Annotated in this window: 18 protein-coding genes; 8 read left to right on the top strand and 10 right to left on the bottom strand. The window is 67.9% G+C overall.

Translation table 11 applies throughout. From position 1 onward, the window contains the following. Positions 1 to 29: 29 nt before the first annotated feature. The 4 genes from ilvN to miaA all read right to left on the bottom strand — a co-directional run bounded on the left by ilvN (position 30) and on the right by miaA (position 3,866). On the bottom strand, positions 30 to 575 hold the full coding sequence (gene ilvN, locus L1787_RS10335) for an acetolactate synthase small subunit (protein ID WP_235708742.1): 546 nt from the start codon (positions 573 to 575) through the stop codon (positions 30 to 32). Continuing rightward, the gene (locus tag L1787_RS10330) at positions 572 to 889 is read right to left on the bottom strand and encodes a DUF167 family protein (RefSeq protein ID WP_235708741.1); all 318 of its coding nucleotides are present in this window, start codon (positions 887 to 889) and stop codon (positions 572 to 574) included. Before L1787_RS10330 ends, ilvN begins: the two co-directional genes overlap by 4 nt. 2 nt (positions 890 to 891) lie before the next feature. Then, positions 892 to 2,673, bottom strand: a complete 1,782-nt coding sequence (locus tag L1787_RS10325) for an acetolactate synthase 3 large subunit (protein ID WP_235708740.1) — start codon at positions 2,671 to 2,673, stop codon at positions 892 to 894. A 281-nt stretch (positions 2,674 to 2,954) separates the two neighbouring features. After that, positions 2,955 to 3,866 (bottom strand): tRNA (adenosine(37)-N6)-dimethylallyltransferase MiaA, encoded by a 912-nt coding sequence (gene miaA / locus L1787_RS10320; protein WP_235708739.1) that lies wholly within the window; start codon positions 3,864 to 3,866, stop codon positions 2,955 to 2,957. Here miaA and serB point away from each other — a divergent pair. The 3 genes from serB to L1787_RS10305 all read left to right on the top strand — a co-directional run bounded on the left by serB (position 3,841) and on the right by L1787_RS10305 (position 8,146). Next, a complete protein-coding gene (gene serB / locus L1787_RS10315; protein ID WP_235708738.1) occupies positions 3,841 to 4,740 on the top strand; it encodes a phosphoserine phosphatase SerB in 900 nt (299 codons plus the stop codon). The genes miaA and serB overlap by 26 nt on opposite strands. A gap of 392 nt (positions 4,741 to 5,132) precedes the next feature. Then, complete coding sequence (gene pcaF, locus L1787_RS10310) at positions 5,133 to 6,332, top strand: 3-oxoadipyl-CoA thiolase (RefSeq protein ID WP_235708737.1); 1,200 nt, start codon at positions 5,133 to 5,135, stop codon at positions 6,330 to 6,332. 98 nt (positions 6,333 to 6,430) lie between these two features. After that, positions 6,431 to 8,146, top strand: coding sequence for an ABC transporter ATP-binding protein (locus L1787_RS10305; protein WP_235709095.1), 1,716 nt, complete (start codon positions 6,431 to 6,433; stop codon positions 8,144 to 8,146). A gap of 3 nt (positions 8,147 to 8,149) precedes the next feature. On the opposite strand, the gene L1787_RS10300 is transcribed toward L1787_RS10305, so the two are convergent. Next, on the bottom strand, positions 8,150 to 8,878 hold the full coding sequence (locus tag L1787_RS10300; protein WP_235708736.1) for a fused DSP-PTPase phosphatase/NAD kinase-like protein: 729 nt from the start codon (positions 8,876 to 8,878) through the stop codon (positions 8,150 to 8,152). A 59-nt stretch (positions 8,879 to 8,937) separates the two neighbouring features. Beyond that, on the bottom strand, positions 8,938 to 10,635 hold the full coding sequence (gene ggt / locus L1787_RS10295; protein ID WP_255720427.1) for a gamma-glutamyltransferase: 1,698 nt from the start codon (positions 10,633 to 10,635) through the stop codon (positions 8,938 to 8,940). A 318-nt stretch (positions 10,636 to 10,953) separates the two neighbouring features. On the opposite strand from ggt, the gene L1787_RS10290 reads away from it, so the two are divergent. Then, a complete protein-coding gene (locus L1787_RS10290) occupies positions 10,954 to 12,036 on the top strand; it encodes a PAS domain-containing protein (protein WP_235708735.1) in 1,083 nt (360 codons plus the stop codon). A 3-nt stretch (positions 12,037 to 12,039) separates the two neighbouring features. On the opposite strand, the gene L1787_RS10285 is transcribed toward L1787_RS10290, so the two are convergent. Next, the gene (locus L1787_RS10285) at positions 12,040 to 12,822 is read right to left on the bottom strand and encodes an alpha/beta fold hydrolase (RefSeq protein WP_235708734.1); all 783 of its coding nucleotides are present in this window, start codon (positions 12,820 to 12,822) and stop codon (positions 12,040 to 12,042) included. A 67-nt stretch (positions 12,823 to 12,889) separates the two neighbouring features. On the opposite strand from L1787_RS10285, the gene L1787_RS10280 reads away from it, so the two are divergent. After that, positions 12,890 to 13,627: a L,D-transpeptidase gene (locus tag L1787_RS10280; RefSeq protein ID WP_235708733.1), complete on the top strand. Its 738-nt coding sequence runs from the start codon at positions 12,890 to 12,892 to the stop codon at positions 13,625 to 13,627. Positions 13,628 to 13,721: 94 nt separating this feature from the next. Here the strand turns inward: L1787_RS10280 and L1787_RS10275 are convergent, their stop codons facing one another. Both L1787_RS10275 and L1787_RS10270 read right to left on the bottom strand, forming a co-directional pair. Beyond that, on the bottom strand, positions 13,722 to 14,432 hold the full coding sequence (locus L1787_RS10275) for a DUF429 domain-containing protein (protein WP_235708732.1): 711 nt from the start codon (positions 14,430 to 14,432) through the stop codon (positions 13,722 to 13,724). Continuing rightward, positions 14,429 to 15,226 carry a bifunctional hydroxymethylpyrimidine kinase/phosphomethylpyrimidine kinase gene (locus L1787_RS10270; protein WP_235708731.1) on the bottom strand — a complete coding sequence of 266 codons (798 nt, stop codon included), beginning with the start codon at positions 15,224 to 15,226 and terminating at the stop codon, positions 14,429 to 14,431. Before L1787_RS10270 ends, L1787_RS10275 begins: the two co-directional genes overlap by 4 nt. 75 nt (positions 15,227 to 15,301) lie before the next feature. On the opposite strand from L1787_RS10270, the gene L1787_RS10265 reads away from it, so the two are divergent. Further along, positions 15,302 to 16,141, top strand: a complete 840-nt coding sequence (locus tag L1787_RS10265; RefSeq protein WP_235708730.1) for an HpcH/HpaI aldolase/citrate lyase family protein — start codon at positions 15,302 to 15,304, stop codon at positions 16,139 to 16,141. Next, positions 16,138 to 16,989 carry an exodeoxyribonuclease III gene (locus tag L1787_RS10260; RefSeq protein WP_235708729.1) on the top strand — a complete coding sequence of 284 codons (852 nt, stop codon included), beginning with the start codon at positions 16,138 to 16,140 and terminating at the stop codon, positions 16,987 to 16,989. The genes L1787_RS10265 and L1787_RS10260 overlap by 4 nt, the downstream gene beginning before the upstream one ends. A gap of 27 nt (positions 16,990 to 17,016) precedes the next feature. Here L1787_RS10260 and L1787_RS10255 read toward each other — a convergent pair whose 3' ends face one another. Then, the gene (locus L1787_RS10255) at positions 17,017 to 17,733 is read right to left on the bottom strand and encodes a DUF2927 domain-containing protein (protein WP_235708728.1); all 717 of its coding nucleotides are present in this window, start codon (positions 17,731 to 17,733) and stop codon (positions 17,017 to 17,019) included. 136 nt (positions 17,734 to 17,869) lie between these two features. Here L1787_RS10255 and L1787_RS10250 point away from each other — a divergent pair, with 136 nt between their 5' ends. After that, complete coding sequence (locus tag L1787_RS10250) at positions 17,870 to 18,505, top strand: DNA-3-methyladenine glycosylase I (RefSeq protein ID WP_235708727.1); 636 nt, start codon at positions 17,870 to 17,872, stop codon at positions 18,503 to 18,505. Positions 18,506 to 18,561: the final 56 nt, after the last annotated feature.

Genomic DNA, 18,561 nt, shown 5'->3' with positions numbered 1-18,561 from the left:
CCCCGGCCGGGAGCCGGGGCGGCGCCGTCTTACGTGGCGTCGGGGCCGCGGGTGATCCCGGCGATCCCGGTGCGCGAGACCTCGACGAGACCGACGGTCGCCATCAGTGCGATGAAGCGCTCGATATCGGGCTTGCTGCCGGTGATCTCGAAAATGAACGAGGTCAGCGTCGCGTCGATCGTGCGGGCGTCGAACGCCTGGGCGAGGCGCAGCGCCTCGACCCGCTGCTCGCCGCGGCCGGAGACCTTCACGAGGGCGAGCTCGCGCTCCAGCGCGTCGCGCTTGTCGGCGGTGAGGTCGGACACCCGGTGCACCGGCACGAGGCGGGCGAGCTGGTGCTTGATCTGGTCGATGACCATCGGCGTCCCGGTCGTCACGATGGTGATGCGCGAGAGGCTGCGCTCGTGCTCCGTCTCCGAGACGGTCAGCGAGTCGATATTGTAGCCGCGCCCGGAAAACAGGCCGATCACCCGAGCGAGGACGCCCGGCTCGTTGTCGACGAGGACCGTCAGGGTATGCGCCTCTTGCGCGGCTTCCTGAGGAAGCGCGGGCGCGATGCCGATGGGTTGGTTCATGGGTGTTCCACCAGATCTTTCGCGCGAGCGACGATCGCTGCCGGATCGCCCTCCACGCGCACTATTTTGAGACGCGAGGTGGCGCCGGAAGTCACCGCCACGTCGCTCTTTCTGACGCCGAGCGCCTTCGCGATCAGCATCTCGACTGCCTTGTTGGCCGCCCCTTTGTCGGGCACGGCCCGGACCTTCACGGCGAGACGCGCCGCCCCGTCGTCACTCAGATAGACGCCGTCGATCCGGTCGACGCTCGCTTTCGGGGTGACGCGGAGCGAGAGGAAGACCTCCGCCTCGCCCGCATTGAGCCAGGCCGGCACCCTCAGACGAGGGCGCTGCCCGTGCCTTCGAGCGCTTCCTCGACGACCTCGGCGTGGATGTCGTCTTCGGTCGAGAGGATGATCTCGTTGTGGGCGCGACCCGACGGGATCATCGGGAAGCAGTTCGCGAGGTCCGCGACGCGGCAATCGACGATCACCGGGCCCGGCGTGTCGAGCATTCTGATGATGGCGTCATCGAGCTCGGACGGCTTGTTCACCGCGATGCCCGTCGCGCCGAAGGCGTCGGCGAGCTTCACGAAGTCCGGCAACGCTTCCGAATAAGAGTGCGAGATCCGGTTGCCGTGATTGAGCTGCTGCCACTGGCGCACCATGCCCATGTGCTGATTGTTCAGAATGAACACCTTGACCGGCAGCTCGAACTGCACCGCCGTGCCGAGCTCCTGGATGTTCATCTGGATCGAGGCGTCGCCCGCGATGCAGACGACGAGCGCGTCGGGGTGGGCGACCTGCGCGCCGATCGCGGCCGGGAGGCCATACCCCATGGTTCCGAGCCCGCCGGAGGTCATCCAGCGGTTCGGCTTATCGAAGCCGTAGAATTGCGCCGCCCACATCTGATGCTGGCCGACATCGGTGGTGACGTAGGTGTCGCGATGCTTGGTCAGCTCGAACAGGCGCTCGATCGATTCCTGCGGCATGATCGTGTCCGGCCGCGTCTTGTAGGCGAGCGACTTGCGAGCCCGCCAGCCGGCGATATCCTGCCACCAATTCTTGAGGCGCGACTTGTCGTGCGGGCCGTTTTCGGACCACACGCGCACCATGTCCTCGAGCGCGTGCGCGGCGTCGCCGATGATCGGCAGGTCCACCTTCACGTTCTTGTTGATCGAGGACGGGTCGATGTCGACGTGGATCTTGCGCGAGCCGGGCGAGAAGGCGTCGAGCCGGCCGGTGATCCGGTCGTCGAACCGGGCGCCGATGCAGACCATCAGGTCGCAATCGTGCATCGCGAGGTTCGCCTCGTAGGTCCCGTGCATCCCGAGCATGCCGAGCCAGGACGGATGGGAGGCCGGCATCGCGCCGAGGCCCATCAGCGTCGAGGTGACGGGGAAGCCGGTGAGATCGGCGAGCTCGCGCAGATACTGGCTCGCGGCGGGGCCGGAGTTGATGAGGCCGCCGCCGGTATAGATCACCGGGCGCGAGGCCGCCTTCATCAGCGCGACGGCCTGACGGATGCCTTCCATCTCGGGCCGGGTCTGCGGCTGATAGGTCTTGTGGCGGGCGTCGCGCGTCGGATTGTAGACGCCGGTCGCGATCTGCACGTCCTTCGGGATGTCGATGACGACCGGGCCCGGCCGGCCGCTGGTCGCGACATAGAACGCCTCGAACAGGATGCGGGGCAGATCGTCGACATTGCGGACGAGATAATTGTGCTTCGTGCAGGGGCGGGTGATCCCGACCGTGTCGCACTCCTGGAAGGCGTCGGAGCCGATCAGATGCGTCGGCACCTGGCCCGAAATGCAGACGAGCGGGATCGAATCCATCATCGCATCGGTAAGCGCCGTGACGGCATTGGTCGCGCCGGGCCCCGAGGTGACGAGCATGACGCCCGGACGGCCGGTGGAGCGGGCATAGCCTTCGGCCATGTGGCCGGCGCCCTGCTCGTGCCGCACCAGAATGTGGGTGACGTCGGTCTGCTGGAAAAGCTCGTCGTAGATGGGAAGTACGGCGCCGCCGGGATAGCCGAAGATGGTGTCGACGCCGTGGTCCTTCAGCGCTTCGATGACCATTTGCGCACCGCTCATGCGGCCGTTGTTGCGCTTGTCCATTTTTGTCTCCCGATCCGCTTTGAAAGCGGCTTTTCCCATCGGACCCGCTCGGGTCTGACGAGCGGGCAACAAAAAAGGCCCCTAAAGGGCCTTCGTACCGCGCACCACCGTTCCTGGGCCTGCTAATGGACCCGGGTGGCGCGCTCCGCTACTACGATAATGAGGTTGGCAGTCATGTCGGCCCCAATTGCTCGTGAAGAGCAGCTAACACTTCCACCCTCTCTGTGCAATGCACTTTTGCGCCCGATGGCGACAAATTCGCGCGCCCGGCTCTTGGCCCATCAGGCCCGAACAAGCGCGGCGATCGCCTCGTCGGCGGTCGGAAAGCGCCGCCAGTCTGGGAAACGGTGGCGAAACCACGTCTCCTGACGCTTGGCATATTGGCGGCTCTCGGTGATCGCCCGCGCGACCGCCTCCGCCTCCGCGATCTCGCCGCGCTCGAGCGCCATCAGCGGCGGCACGCCGATCGCCTTCATCACGGGAAGCGCCGGATCGAGGCCGCGGCGGGCGAGGGCGGCGACCTCCTCGCGCGCGCCCTCCGTCATCATCGCGTCGAAGCGCTCGGCGATCTGCGCGCGCAGTGCCGCCCGTTCCGGGGCGATTACGATCGCCGTCGTCCCGGCGGCAGGCAGGATCGGGGTGGAGCGCTCGGCCTGCCAGTCGGCGAGGGAGCGGCCCGTCGCGTCGATCACCTCGAGGGCGCGGACGATCCGTTGCGGATCGGAGGGCCGCAGGCGCGCCGCCATCGCCGCATCGCGGCGCGCGAGCTCGGCGTGGAGCGCTGCGGGATCCTCGGCGCCCTGGCGGGCGCGCCAGTGATCGCGCACGGCGTCGGGCACCGGGGGGATCGGCGACAGGCCCTCGGTGAGGGCGGCGAGATAGAGTCCCGTCCCGCCGACCACGACGGGCGGCCGCCCGGCGGCGCGGGCCGCGGCGATCGCCGCCTCGGCGCCCGATAGCCAAGCGGCGACGGAGTGCGCTTCGGCGCCGTCGACATGGCCGAACAGGGTATGCGGCACGGCCGCCTCGTCGGCGGGGCTCGGGCGCGCGGTGACGACGGCGAGGTCGCGGTAGACCTGCATCGCGTCGGCGTTGATCACGGTGCCGCCGCACGCTTCGGCGAGCGCGACCGCCAATCGTGACTTGCCCGAAGCCGTCGGACCGGCGATGACGACGGCCATGGAACTCGTCATCACACTCGTCGCCCCCGTTTCGCTCGATCCAACGCGTGTCGCCTCCTTCGTCAAGGTCTTCGGTGCCGATCATGCCGAACGGCTCGGCGATCGCGCCACGGACATCTTCGTCGAGGCAGACCTCGCCGCGACCCGCGAGAAGGTCAAGACGCTCGTCGCGGACGAGGCGTTCGACGCGGTGGTTCAACCGGTGGCAAGCCGGGCGAAGAAGCTCCTGATCAGCGACATGGATTCCACCATGATCGGGCAGGAATGCATCGACGAGCTCGCCGCGGTGCACGGCCTGAAGCCGAAGGTTGCCGCCATCACCGAGCGGGCGATGCAGGGCGAACTCGATTTCGCCGACGCGCTGCGTGAGCGGGTCGCGCTGCTCGAAGGCATTCCGGTGGCTTCGATCGAGGGCCTGCTGGCGCGCGTGATCACCGCCTCGCCGGGCGCGGGCACGCTGATCGCGACGTGCCGGGCGCACGGTGTGCGCACAGTCCTCGTCTCCGGCGGATTCATGCAGTTCGCGGTGCCGGTCGCCCAGCGTCTCGGGATCGACGCGGCGTTCGCGAACGAGCTGATCGCGGCGGACGGGGTTCTGACCGGCCGTGTGGCCGAGCCGATTCTCGGTGGCGACGCCAAGCGGGAGCGTCTCTTCGCGGAGTGCGAAGCGATGGGGATCACGCCGGACGATGCCATCGCCCTCGGCGACGGCGCCAATGATTTGCCGATGCTGGAAACGGCCGGCCTAGGGCTCGCTTACCGCGCGAAGCCGAAAGTCGCCGCTGTGGCCGATGGTCTGATCCGCCACTCGGACCTCACCACCGCCCTTTTCGTCATGGGGATCAAGGCCGACAATTTCGCGGCCGATCCCTCAGATCATCCCTAGGCAAATGGCGAGCACGAAAGCCATCGCCGCCGTGATGGTCACAATACTGGCTCCACGCGCTTGAAGCACACGTAACCTGTTCATGGCGTCCCCCTCACTCAGACTTTTTTCCGTCATTCGCTTAGACGCAAAGGCGAGATTACAGTCCGATGAACCCCGCATCAAGCTTTTCGATGGTGTGCGGCGAACTGTGCACAACCAGGGGATGTTTTGGTGGATATGTCCCCGCGAAATTGCGGGCGATAGAGTGGAGCGGCGCCCCGACCTTTCGAGGCCGTCGGAGCGTGGCGAAGCGGCGCAATGCCGTTGATGGCGAGCACGGTTTTCCCGCACGATCGATTTCCATCGCGCGGGGCGTGTTTTAGGAAGCGCGGATCACAAGGCGGGCTGCAATGACCAACGCTTACATCGTCGACTATATCCGCACGCCGATCGGCCGATTCGCCGGGGCGCTCGCCTCCGTCCGGACCGACGATCTCGCCGCGGCGCCGTTGAAGGCGCTGAAGGAGCGCCATCCCGGCATCGACTTCTCCCGCGTCGACGACGTGATTTTCGGCTGCGCCAATCAGGCCGGCGAGGACAACCGCAATATCGCTCGCATGGCGACGCTTTTGGCGGGGCTCCCGGTCGAGGTGTCGGGCACCACCATCAACCGCCTCTGCGGTTCGGGGATGGATGCGGTGGCGATGGGGGCGCGGATGATCAAGACCGGCGAAGCCGATCTCGTCATCGCCGGCGGCGTCGAATCGATGTCGCGCGCGCCGTTCGTGATGCCGAAGGCCGACACCGCCTTTTCCCGCAATGCCGAGATCTACGACACGACGATCGGCTGGCGCTTCGTCCACCCGCGGATGAAAGCGCTCTATGGCATCGATTCGATGCCGGAAACCGGCGAGAATGTCGCCGAGGAATTCCAGGTGTCCCGCGCCGATCAGGACGCGTTCGCCGCCCGCTCGCAGGCCCGCGCCGTCGCCGCGGCGCCAACGCTCGCCGAGGAGATCGTTCCGGTCTCGATCCCCCGCCGCAAGGGCGATCCCATCCTCGTCGAGGCCGACGAGCATCCGCGCGCCGATACGACCGTCGAAAAGCTTGCCAAGCTCCCGACGCCCTTTCGCGAGAACGGTACGGTCACGGCGGGCAACGCATCCGGCGTCAATGACGGGGCGGCCGCGCTCCTCGTCGCCTCCGAGGCGATGGTCGAGGCGCTCGGCCTCACGCCGCTCGCCAAGGTCGTCTCGTGCGCCACCGCCGGCGTGCCGCCGCGCATCATGGGCATCGGGCCGGCACCGGCCTCGCAAAAGCTGATGGCGCGCACGGGCCGGTCGATCGGCGATTTCGATGTCGTCGAGCTCAACGAAGCGTTCGCGAGCCAGGCGCTCGCCGTCATGCGGATGCTCGGCCTTCCCGACGATGCGGCGCCCGTCAATCCGAAAGGCGGGGCGATCGCGCTCGGCCACCCGCTCGGCATGTCGGGCGCCCGTCTCGTCGGCACCGCGGCGATGGACATTGCGGCCGGCCGGGCGGCGCGGGCACTCGCCACCATGTGCATCGGTGTCGGGCAAGGCATCGCGATGAGCCTCGAGGCCGCGTGAACACGCACCAGCGCATCAAACACACACCGACCGTGAAACCGGCCAAACCCATCGCGAGCGGCGCGGCGCCCGTCGTGCGCGCCGAAGCCGTGCCGCTGATGCGGCGTCTTTGGGATGATTATCTCGTTCAGCATCGCTCGACGCTGGCGCTGGCGATCGTCGCCATCGTGTTCGTCGCCGCCTCGACAAGCCTTTATCCGCTGATCATCAACTGGGCGTTCGATTCGTTCGCGGCCAAGAGCCCGTGGGCGATCAACACGCTGCCGTGGCTCGTCCTTCTCGCGGCGGGCGGCAAGTCGATCTCGCTCTATGCCCAGGTCTCGCTCACCCAGCGCGTCGTGACCCAGGCCGAGACCGACATGCAGCGTGCGCTCTATAAGCACCTCGTCGCCGCCGACCTCGCCCAGATCAGCCAGGAAACGCCCGCCGCCTGGACGCAGCGCTTCACCACCGACCTCCTTTATATCCGCCTCGCTTTGGTGCGGATCGTCACCGTCCTGCTGCGCGATGGGCTCACCATCGTCGCCCTCTTCGGGACGATGATCTATCTCGACTGGCAACTCTGTCTCATCGCCGCGGTGATCCTGCCGCTCGCGCTGATCCCGGTGACGCGGATCGGCCGGCGGTTGCGCCGGGTGTCGTCCTCCACGCAGGAGCACACCGGCGGGATGGCGAGCCTCACTTCCGAGACGTTCGGCGCGGCGCGCGTCGTGAAGACCTACCGGCTCGAGCCCTATCTCGAATCGCGGGCCGACGCGGCGTTCGAGAAGCTGCGCCGGCTCCGCCTCAAGGCGGCGCTGCAAAAGGGGCGGATGGAGCCGGTCCTGGAGGCGCTCGGCGGCCTCGCCGTCACCGTGATCCTCCTCGTGATCGGCTGGCGCATCATGGGCGGCACGCGCACGATCGGCGAGTTCTCCGGCTTTCTCGGCGCGCTCCTGCTCGCCTCGCAGCCGATCCGCGCGCTCGGCAACCTCAACGCCCTCGTCCAGGAGGGCCTCGCCGCGCTCAACCGCTATTATGCCGTGCTCGATACGCCGCCGATGGTGGAGGACAGGCCGGGTGCGGTTCCCGCGACGTTCGGTGCCGACGCGATCGCCTTCGACGGCGTCACCTTCGGCTATCGCGCCAGCGCGCCCGCGCTCCACGAGGTGCGCTTCGAGGCGAAGGCCGGCGAGACGACCGCCTTTGTCGGCCGGTCGGGCGCTGGCAAGTCCACCATCTTCAACCTCATTCCCCGGCTCTACGATCCGACCGGCGGGCGCATCCTGATCGGCGGCCACGACATCCAGTCGATGACGATCGAGAGTCTGCGCGAGCGGATCGCCGTCGTCTCGCAGGATATCGTCCTCTTCAACGATACGGTGGCCCAGAATATCCGCCTCGGCCGGTCGAACGCGACGGACGAGGAGATCGTCGCCGCCGCCCGTCATGCCGGCGCGCACGATTTCATCATGCGCCATCAGGACGGTTATGAGGCGATGGTCGGCGAGCGGGGCGGCAATTTTTCTGGCGGCGAGCGTCAGCGCATCGCCCTCGCCCGCGCCTTTTTGAAGGACGCGCCGGTCCTCCTGCTCGACGAGGCGACGAGCGCGCTCGATGCCGAATCCGAGGCGCTGGTGCGCGACGCGCTCGCCCGGTTGTCGAAGGGGCGCACGACGCTCGTCATCGCGCACCGGCTGTCGACGGTGCGGGCGGCGGAGAAGATCATCGTCCTCGACGCGGGGCGCGTCGCCGAGACGGGGACGCATCGCGAGCTCGTCGAGGCGGGCGGGCTCTATGCCCGCTTCCACCACCTCCAGCTCGCCGAGGACTGAGGCCTATTCGCGGTCCATCGCGTCGATCAACACGTCGGCCGCGCGGTTCGACTTGAACGAGGCGGTGAGGGCGTCCGGGTCGTAGACGGTCTCCACCCATTCGGCGAAGGGGATCCCGGCGCGTTCGCCGGTGATCTCGTAGGCCTCGAGAAAGGCGTCGAGAACACCGGTCTTCGCCTGGGCGATATGGCCATAGCGCAGCGAGAGCTGGCGCTTGGCCTCCGCCGCCGGCCGTCCCTCGACGATGATGAGATAGAGCGCCGCGCCGAGCCCGGCCCGATCCGCGCCGGATTTGCAATGCATCAGAAGCGGCGTCTTCAGCGTCGGGAGGAGCCGGATGGCCTCGCGCAAGGTCGCCTTCGGCGGGGCGCTGCGCGACAGGAGGACGAGGCGCACGAAGTCGAGCCCCTCGCGCCGCGCCGCTTCCTGCTCGAGGAGATCGCCGCCGAAACCGTCACCCCGCAGCGACAGGATGGTGCGCACCCCCGCCCGCTTCGCCCAGGCGATGTCGCCGGGGGCGGGCTGCGCCGAGCGCCAGATGGCCGCGTTCACCCGGTGCCGGTTGCGATAAGCGAGGCGGAGGAAGCCGTGATCGGCAAACATCAGACTCGCCCACGCCTCGCGCCGGTCGCGCGCCGTCTCGATCGGCCGGCGCCAACGCTCCTGCCGCGCCTTGCGCCGCGCGCGGGCGGCGGGCGTGCGCCCGCGCATGATCTGCGAAAGGCTCGGCATCAGCCGGTCCTGCCGGCGCGTTTCGGCCGGTCCTTCGATTGCCGCACGCTGCGGTCTCCTCAATCACCCACCGCGAGGCCGCCGGGGCGCCGCGGATCACTCGCGCCGTAGAGTATGCCGTCGGATCCGACCTGGATCGACTGCGCCGCCCCCATGGCGCTCTCCACACGGACATCGTGGCCCATCTCCTCGAGGAGGCGGATCGTGTCGTGCGAGATGCCTTCTTCGATGCGGATGTAGTCGGGGAGCCACTGATGGTGAACCCTCGGTGCGGCCGTCGCGGTCGCGATGTTTCGTTCATGCACCGTCGCGTTCAAGATCACCTGGAGGACGGTGGTGATGATCCGGCTGCCGCCCGGCGAGCCGGTGACGAGCGAAACGGCGCCATCCTTCAGGAGAATCGTCGGCGTCATCGACGAGAGCGGCCGCTTGCGCGGCTCCACCGCGTTCGCCTCGCCGCCGATCAGCCCGTAGGCGTTCGGCACGCCGGGCTTGGCCGAAAAGTCGTCGAGCTCGTTGTTGAGGAGAAAGCCCGCGCCCTTCGCGCCGAAGCCGACGCCGAAGGAAAAGTTCAGCGTGTAGGTGTTCGAGACGGCATTGCCGTCACCGTCGACGATCGAAAAATGGGTGGTCTCGTTGCTCTCGACCGGCAATGTCGCCGGATCGGCGGCGATCTCTGAGGACGGCGTCGCCGCGTCGGGGTCGATCTTGTCGGCGATCGAAAGCGCATAATCCTTCGACACCAGCGCTTCGATAGGGACGAGCACGAAGTCCGGATCGCCGAGATAGACGGCGCGATCGGCATAGGCGTACTTCGACGCCTCCACCATTGCGTGGATCATGTCGGCGCTGTTGAGACCGAATGTGCCGAAATGGGTCGGCTCCAGGATGTTGAGGAGCTGGACGAGATGCACCCCGCCCGAGCTCGGCGGCGGCATCGACAGGACCTCGTACCCCTTGAAGGTGCCGCGCACCGGCTCGCGCACGAGTGGCTCGTAGCCGGCGAGATCGTCGAGCGTCATGCGTCCGCCGCGCTCCGTCACGGTGGCGACGATCGCCTCGGCGACGGGGCCTTCGTAGAACGCGGCGGGGCCGTTTTCGGCGATCGCCTCGAGCGTCGCCGCGAGGGCGGGCAGGGCGAGCGTGTCGCCGGCCGCGGGTGGCTCGCCGTTGGCGTAGAAGAGGCTCGCCCCTTCCGCGTCCGCCGCAAGCCGCTCGCGCACGCCGTCCGAGCGGAGCGCCCCCGCGAGCTCCGGCGAGACGATGAACCCGTCCCGCGCGAGGCCGACCGCCGGGGCGACGAGATCGGCCCATTCGAGCGCACCGGAGCCGTAATTCTCATAGGCGAGGAAAAGACCGGCGACCGTTCCCGGCACACCCACCGCGAGCCCGCTCCAGCGCGACTTCTCGGCCGACGCCTCGCCGGTCTCGTCGAGGAATATGTCGCGCTCGGCCGCGGCGGGGGCCATCTCGCGATAGTCGATCGCGACCGTTTCGCCGGGCGCGGCGCGATGCACCATCATGAAGCCGCCACCGCCGATATTGCCGGCGCGCGGCAGCGTCACGGCGAGCGCGAACCCGACGGCCACCGCGGCGTCGACGGCGTTCCCGCCTTGGCGGAGAATGTCCCGGCCGACCGCACTCGCCTGCGCCTCCTGGGTGACCACCATATGGCGCTCGGCGACGACCGGGGCGAAACGCTCGCCCTGCGTAATGATCTGCGCCGAGGCGGGCGTGACGGCGAGGCCGATGCTCAAAAGTGCAACGACGGCACGTTTCTTGGCGCGATCGGCCCGTTGACACGAATTTGAACCAAGTTTGCCCTTGTGCGTTTTCGCACTCAGTGTCGCCATCATGGTCTAGTCCTGTGGGTTCGAAATGATGGAGTTGTCGTCTGTGATCGGTGCCTGAACTTTAGCGTTCATTACGCTTCGAGAATGCGTTGACTCTAACTTCCGAGCCACCTAAACCCTTCATTTGGGCTAGGATTATTTTCTGATGATGTCTTGCTCCGAAGATCGTCTCGGCCAGAATGGGCTCCTCGCAGTCATGGTGCGGGGATGAGGGAGAGCGACGTGAACAACGGGACCATGCACGAATTGGCACTGGAGCGCGTGCCGTTTTCCCTGGTCATCTCGAATCCCAATATCGAAGATAACCCGATCGTCTTCGTAAATCAGGCGTTTACGCGACTGACGGGCTATTCGGCCGAAGTGACGGTAGGGCGCAACTGCCGGTTTCTGCAAGGCAAAGACACCGATCCGAAGGCGATTCAGGCCATGCGGGACGGCATCAAGTCCCGCGGCGAATTCTCCGTCGAGATCCTGAATTACCGGGCCGACGGGACACCCTTCCTCAACAGGGTCCATGTTTCGCCGCTCAATGACGAAGATGGAAATCTGCAATATTTCGTCGGCCTTCAGCGCGCGTCAGGCGCGAAGGTGGGCTCCGGCTTCGTCTCCGACGGGGTCGACGAGGCGCTGCGGGAAATTCACCACCGGGTGAAGAACCACCTGTCGATGGTCGTCGGCATGATCCGCATGCAGGCGCGCGTCGAGAACGCCGATTCGGTCCAAAATTACGCGACGCTCGCGCGCCGGATCGAGACGCTGCAATTCCTCTATCACGAGATGACGACGGGCACGGCGAACGCGTCGGCCCCGCAACACGTCTCGCTTGGCGCCTATGTGTCCCGCATCGCCTCCGCGATCGCCTATCTCGACGGGCGCGAGAGGGTGCGGCTCAATCTCGACGTCGCCAACATCAAGACGCCGATCGACACGGCGGCCCAGCTCGGCCTCATCGTGTCCGAGTTGTTGACCAACGCCTACCAACACGCCTTCCAGACGCGCGCCGAGGGCCTCATCGAGGTCCGCCTCATGGAGCTGACCGACGGCACGCTGCGCCTCCAGGTCTCCGACGACGGCGTCGGCATCCCGAAGGACACGAGCTGGCCCGATGGCGGCAATCTCGGCGGGCGGATCGTGCGCTCGCTCCTCACCGGCCTCAACGCCGATCTCGACATTTCGCGCGGTGGGCACGGCTCCTTGATCACCGTCGACGTGCCGGCGCCCAATAGCGAGGACGTGTCGGACGACGGGAAATCGTTCGACGGAAAGGTGAACGGGAAGGGCGACACGGTGGCCGCCTCCGAATAGCGACTATGCCGGCGCGCGGCCGGTCAACGCCTTCGTGAGGATCCCCATCACGAGCTCCGACGCTTCCATGTGCACCATGTGTCCGCAATCGGGGACGAGATGGCGCGCGATCGCCGCCGGCGCCTCGATCGCCTGACGGACCGGCAGGACGGCATCCTCGAGCCCCCACACCAGCGAGGTCGGGAAGGGCGCGGCGGCGAGGTCGTCGAGCGGTAGGGTACCCTGGCCCGCTCCGTCGGAGATCACCGATACGATCGCCTTGAACGAGGCCTGGATCGCCGGATCGGCGCGTTGCTCCACGACGAGTTGGGTGAGAACCGGCGGGATCGTCGACGTGGGCGCGAAGAATTGCTCCATGACGACGGCGATTTCGTCGGCCTCCGTCATCGCAGCATAGCGGGTGAGGAGGCGCACGTTCATCTCCGGCCCGAAACCGCCCGGTGCGAGGAGAACGAGCCGCTCCACGAGATCGGGCCGCTTGAGGCCGACGAGGCTCGCGACCGCGCCGCCCATCGAATGGCCGACGATTGTCGCCCGCTCCACCGCCATCCGGTCGAGGCTCTCGATCACCGCATTGGCCGAGACCGAGACGCTCGCGACCTCCGGCCAGTTCACCGCGGCGCCATGACCGGGTAGGTCGAACGCGATGGTGCGGCGCAGCTTGGAGAGCGGCCCGGCGAGGCCCATCCAGGCGAGCTGGTCGCCGCCGAAGCCGTGGAGGAGGACGATCGGCGGCGAGGCGTGCCCACGCGACGTGTGCGGCAGGGGGACGAGCGGGGCGGCCATATCGATCTCCTGGTTAACGAACCGATAACCGATTCCGGTTACGATTCGTCAACTATTGGAGGCATCGATGCGCGCCAAGTCCATCCTTTCCCCGGTCCTCGGCTTCATCGCCATGGTGGCGCTCGCTGCGCCGACGATGGCGGCCGGCTTGCAATTGACCGACCCGCGCACGGGCGAGGCGTTCACCTACCGCCCCTCCTTCGCGCCGCGCGAGCGGCAGGGGCCGGAGCGCCCGCAATATCGCTTCTTCGACACCTCGAAAAAGGAGTGGGTGACGTACCAGGCTTCGCGCGAGGAGATGCGCGAGCGGCACCGGATGAAGTTCGCGCGGGCCTATGTCGGCTTCAACACGAGCGAACCGGCCGGCACCATCATCGTCGATACCGCGGGCCGCTATCTCTACCACGTGAACCGCGACGGGACGGCGGTGCGCTATGGCATCGGCGTCGGCCGCGAGGGGTTCACTTGGTCCGGCGTGGAGCGCATCACCCGCAAGGCCGAATGGCCCGACTGGCGCCCGCCCGCCGAGATGCGCGCCCGCCAGCCCGGCCTTCCCGAGTGGATGCCCGGCGGACCCGAAAACCCGCTCGGCGCCCGCGCGCTCTATCTCGGCTCGACCCTCTACCGCATCCACGGCACGCACGAGGATGAGACGATCGGCTATGCGGTGTCGTCCGGCTGTATCAGGATGCTGAACGAGGATGTCGTCGACCTTTATTCGCGCGTGAAGGTCGGCACCGAGGTGGTGGTGCTGGGGCCGGGCAGCGACCGCAGCGGACTGATGGCGGCGCTCAATCCCCTGTGACGCCACCTGGCGCGCGACCCTTGTGACGCCATTCGCGCTCGCACGATGGTAACGCCCGCCGGCGGGCGTGCCGCGACGGCCGGCGGCGGCGATCTCATGCCCAGATCGCGACCCGCAGGCCCCGCGCGTCACGCCCCGGTGGATCGGGGAAAGGCCGCGCCTCACCCGCAGCGCAGCGGCGCGCGATCAGCGCGATCGCCGCGGCGTCGACGAGATCGATGAGCGGAACGCCGCGGGGACGGCACTCGAAAAAGGCAGCGTCGTAACCGTGGCGGACGAGGAGCGCGATGCGCTCGGCGAGCCCTTCGGCCGCCGGGACGCCCTTCACGCGCTTCGCCGTCGGCATCGGCGCCTCGCCATTGAGACGCCAGAAGGCGACCTCGGCATGGCATTCGAAGACGGTGTGCTGGTTGTCCGGCGTCAGCAGCGCGTCGAGCGCGCGGATCATCGGGAAAAGGTGGAAGGCTTGGCGGCTCGTCTTGCGCGGCGGGTCGGACGTCGCGAGCGCGACGCGGCACGCGCCCTCCCACGTGTCTTCCATGATGGCCGCGCGCGACGGCATCGAGAACACCGAGGACTGGCGCGGGCCGAGCATCCGCTTCACCGCCTGCTCAGCGACGCGGCCGGGGCCTTCGATCCGCTCCGGGAGGCCGAGCGGCATGTCGATCGCGATCGTCGCGCCGGAGGCGATCGCGGCGCGCATGTCGGGCTCGAAGCGCGCGACGGGGCAGAGTGGCCCCGCCGCCTCGACCTCGACCACCGCCCAGCCGCCGCGGCAGCCGTCGACGCCGAGGACGCGCGTCATCCGCTGACGACGACGCGCGACACCGGCGGCGCGGCGATCGCGTCCTGTGCGTCGGCGAGGGCCATCGTCTCCCCGTCCGAGGCCTCGATCACCGCGAGCGTCGCGGCGGCGGCTTCGGCGAGCGCGTCCCGACCGCTGGCGCCGCCGAGGACGGCGGAGGTGAGGATCGCCGAGAAGAAATCGCCCGTCCCACGGGGGGCGGGCGTTATCGCGGCGTGCTCCACCGTCGCGGTTTCTTCGCCGAGGAGCATCGAGCCGATCCGCCCATCCCGCGCGATCGCGGAGGTGACGACGATACGGCGGGTGCCGATCGAGCGGGCGCGCGCCTCGGGCGTGTCGCCGGTGCCGAGATCGGCGAGCTCGTTGACGTTGGGCGTCGCGATATCGGCGCGGGGCAGGAGCTGTGTGACGATCGCCTCGGCGACGGCGTCGGGCACGTAACGGCCGTTCTCGTCGCCCGTCACCGGATCGACCACGACGAGCGCATCGCCGCGTGCGGCGCGCACCGCGTCGATGAAGCGGGCGGCCGCCTCGACCTCTTCGGCGTTGGCGAAATAGCCGGTGAGCACGGCGTCGACCTCGCCGGCGAAACGGGAGAGCTCGTTGAGCTGCGTCGCAAACTCGGCCGGGACCGAGCGCGTCGATCGGCCGAGCCCCGGATGCCACGGCATCGTCACCGTCGGCAGGGGCCAGACGCGGTGGCCGCGTCGCTCCAACGCGAACACGATGGCGCGCAAGCCCACCGCGCCCCGCATCACGAGCGAGGAAATCGCCACCACAGTCTTCACCGTCATTCTCCCTCTCCCGGTTGACTTCCACGCGCGGACGATAGCAGGACGCCTTGTCCTTCACTGTTGCTTCGGAGCGCCATGACCCTTCTGAGACGCACGGTCCTCTATGTCCCCGCGGACAATGAGAGGGCGCTCGCCAAGGCCCGCGACCTTCCCGCCGACGTCGTCGTCGTCGATCTCGAAGACGCCGTGTCTCCTGAACGCAAGGACGCGGCGCGCAAAGCGGCCGCCACTGTCCTCGATCTCGGCAAGGAGGTTGCCCTCAGGGTCAACGCCGAAGGGACGCCTTGGCATCTCGACGATATCGCTTTCGCGCGCGAGGCGAAGGTCGCCAATCTGGTGCTGCCCAAGGTGCGCGTCGCCGAGGACGTCGCCCGGCTCGCCGAGGCGTCCGGGGCGACGGTCTGGCCGATGATGGAGGCGGCGGAGGGGATCCTCAATGCCGGCTCGATCGCCGTCGCCGCGGCGAAGACGGGGGCGGCGGCGCTGATCGTCGGGACAAACGATCTCGCGGCCGAACTCGGCGCGATCGTCGGTCCGGCGCGCGCCCAGCTCTCGCTCGCGCTGCAACAGACGGTGCTCGCCGGCAAGGCTGCGCGGCTCGACGTGATCGATGGCGTGATGAACGACGTCAAGGATATCGACGCGCTGATCGTGGAGGCCGAGGCCGGCCGCGCGCTCGGGATGACGGGCAAGAGCGTCATCCATCCGGCGCAGATCGAGCCGGTCAATCGCGTCTTCTCCCCGAAGGAGGCGATGCTCGCCGAGGCGCGCGCCATCGTCGCCGCGCTGGAGGCGGCCGAGGCCGAGGGCCGCTCGGTCGCGACGCTCGACGGCCGTCTCATCGAACGGCTGCACGTCGATGCCGCGAAGCGCGTGATCGCGTTCGCCGAAGCGATCGAAGCGCGTAGCCGATGAGCGAGCTCGACATCATCGTCGACGAGCCGACGCCGCCCCTGGAGAAGGACGAGCTCGTCGTCGTCACCTGGAATATCAACTCGATCCGCGCGCGGGTGGACCTTTTCGCCAAGATGGTGCGGAAGGTGAAGCCCGATATCGTCCTCCTTCAGGAGACGCGATGCGCGGACGGGAATTTTCCGTCGAAGACGATGGTGAGCCGGGGCTTCAAGCATATCGCGCTCAACGGGCGGAACGGACATCACGGCGTCGCGGTCCTCTCTAAGGTGCCGATCCGCGATATCCGGGCCGACATGATCGGCGGCGTCGACCAGCCCCGCCACGTGTCGGCGGTGGTGGACTTCGGCGAGCCGATCCGGCTGCATTCGCTCTATATCCCCGCGGGCGGGGATGAGCCGGACCCGGAGATCAATCCGAAATTCAAGGACAAGCTCGCCTTCGTCGATGGGATGGTCTCCTGGGGGGCCGAGGCGGTGGGCGAAACGTCCTTGCTGACCGGGGACTTCAACATCGCGCCCTATGAGCACGATGTCTGGTCGCACCGGCAACTCCTCGGGGTCGTGAGCCACACGCCGGCCGAGACCGAGCGGCTCGAAGCGGTGCGCACCAGCCAGGGCTGGGTCGACATCGTGCGCCGCGACCGGCCGATGGACGAAAAAGTCTACACCTGGTGGAGCTATCGCAACAAAACCTGGCCGGGGAACAATCGCGGCCGGCGGCTCGACCATATCTGGGGCTCGCCGACGATCGCCGATCGGGTGACGACCGAGATCCTCACCGAGGCGCGGGGCTGGGAGAAAGCCTCCGACCACGTGCCGCTGATCGCCCGCATCAAGCGCGCCGGCTGACGGGGCGTAGCCGGCGCCGCTCGCTCCTCAGCGGCGATAGCCGAGCGACTGGAGGACCGCGGGGAGGGCCTTCTGGGCCTGGCTGCTCGACATGCCGGGCCGGATCATCGGGTGATAGAGGACGTTCATCAACGCTTCGTCGAACGGGGTGAAGCTCGCATGATGCGAGCTGTCGTTGAAGACGCTCTCGGTGAGGCTGTCATCGTCGTTCATCGGGCCGAGCCCCTGGAGAACCTCTTCGACCAGGCAGCGGGGGAAGAGAAAGTCGTCATCGGCGATGATCACCGCGGTCGAGCGCTCGATGCGCCCGTTGCGGGTGGTGACGCCGACGAGACAGCGCGCGTTCATCGCGATCGTGTCGGCCTTCAGCTCGCGCGAGACGACGGCGGCGAAATCCTGATCCCGCACGATGATGACGCGGAAATTCGCCCGCTCGCGCTCGCGAACCACGGTCGCGCGAAGGTGCTGGATGCGTTGGGGGAGCGCGGTCAGGAACGATTCGGCGAGCGCGGCGCGCTGCAGGCCGGACAGGTCCTCCACATGAAAGCGCACCTGACCCACATAGCGCTTGACCCGATAGGCGTCGGCATGACCGCCGTCATATTCGAGCCCGAAAACCGTCTTGAAGAAGGCGCGCGAGAGCTGCTCGCCGTCGACAGGGGTGTTCGCGATCGCCGGCACGGCGACGAACGCGGCTCCGATCGCCGTTATCGCAGCGCAAAGGGTGGCGACCACCTTGTGCATCGGGCTCTCCCCCACCTTCCAATCCGTACCGTCGAGGGGGACTTTGTGGCAGCGGACCGTTCCGTGGCAAGGACCTGGCGGACAAGAAAGTAACACTTGGTTAACCACACGGATCGCGCGAAGGATGGTGGATGCAATGACAGGCGAGATCGAAAACGGGCTTCGCGCCGGCCCCGACGGCGCGCCGCGCTGCTTCTGGCATGGCGGCCTTCCAGACTATGTCGCCTATCATGACGAGGAATGGGGCCGGCCGATCGCCGACGACACCCGCCTCTTCGAGAAGCTGTGCCTTGAGGGCTTCCAGTCGGGCCTCTCGTGGCTGACCATCCTGCGCAAGCGGGAGAATTTCCGCGCCGCCTTCGCGGGCTTCGATATCGCGACCGTCGCCCGGTTCGACGAGGCCGATATCGCGCGCCTCCTCGGCGATGCCGGCATCGTGCGGCACCGGGGAAAGATCGAGGCGGCGATCAACAATGCCGGCCGCGCCGAGGCACTGATCGCGCGCGAGGGGTCGCTCGCTGCCTATCTCTGGCGCCACGAGCCGGCCGAACCGGCCGAGCCGCTCGACCATGAAACGCTGAGGGCGCGCACGATCCTGCCCGAGGCGGCAGCGGTCTCGAAGGCGCTGCGCAAGGATGGCTGGCGCTTTGTCGGGCCGACCACGGTCACGTCGCTGTTCCAGGCCGCCGGGCTGGTGAACGATCATTTCGTCGGCTGCATCTGCCGCGAGCGGATCGATGCGGAGCGGGCGGCGTTCGTCCGCCCGACCTGAGGCGGAGCGCGGCGCCGCCGGGTCCATCATGCGGCGAGGGTGGGCCGTGAGGCGTG

Source organism: Acuticoccus kalidii, assembly GCF_021556395.1.
GTDB lineage: Bacteria > Pseudomonadota > Alphaproteobacteria > Rhizobiales > Amorphaceae > Acuticoccus > Acuticoccus kalidii.
The sequence above is the reverse complement of the archived record's forward strand: the minus strand, read 5'-3'. Positions and strand labels throughout refer to the sequence as shown.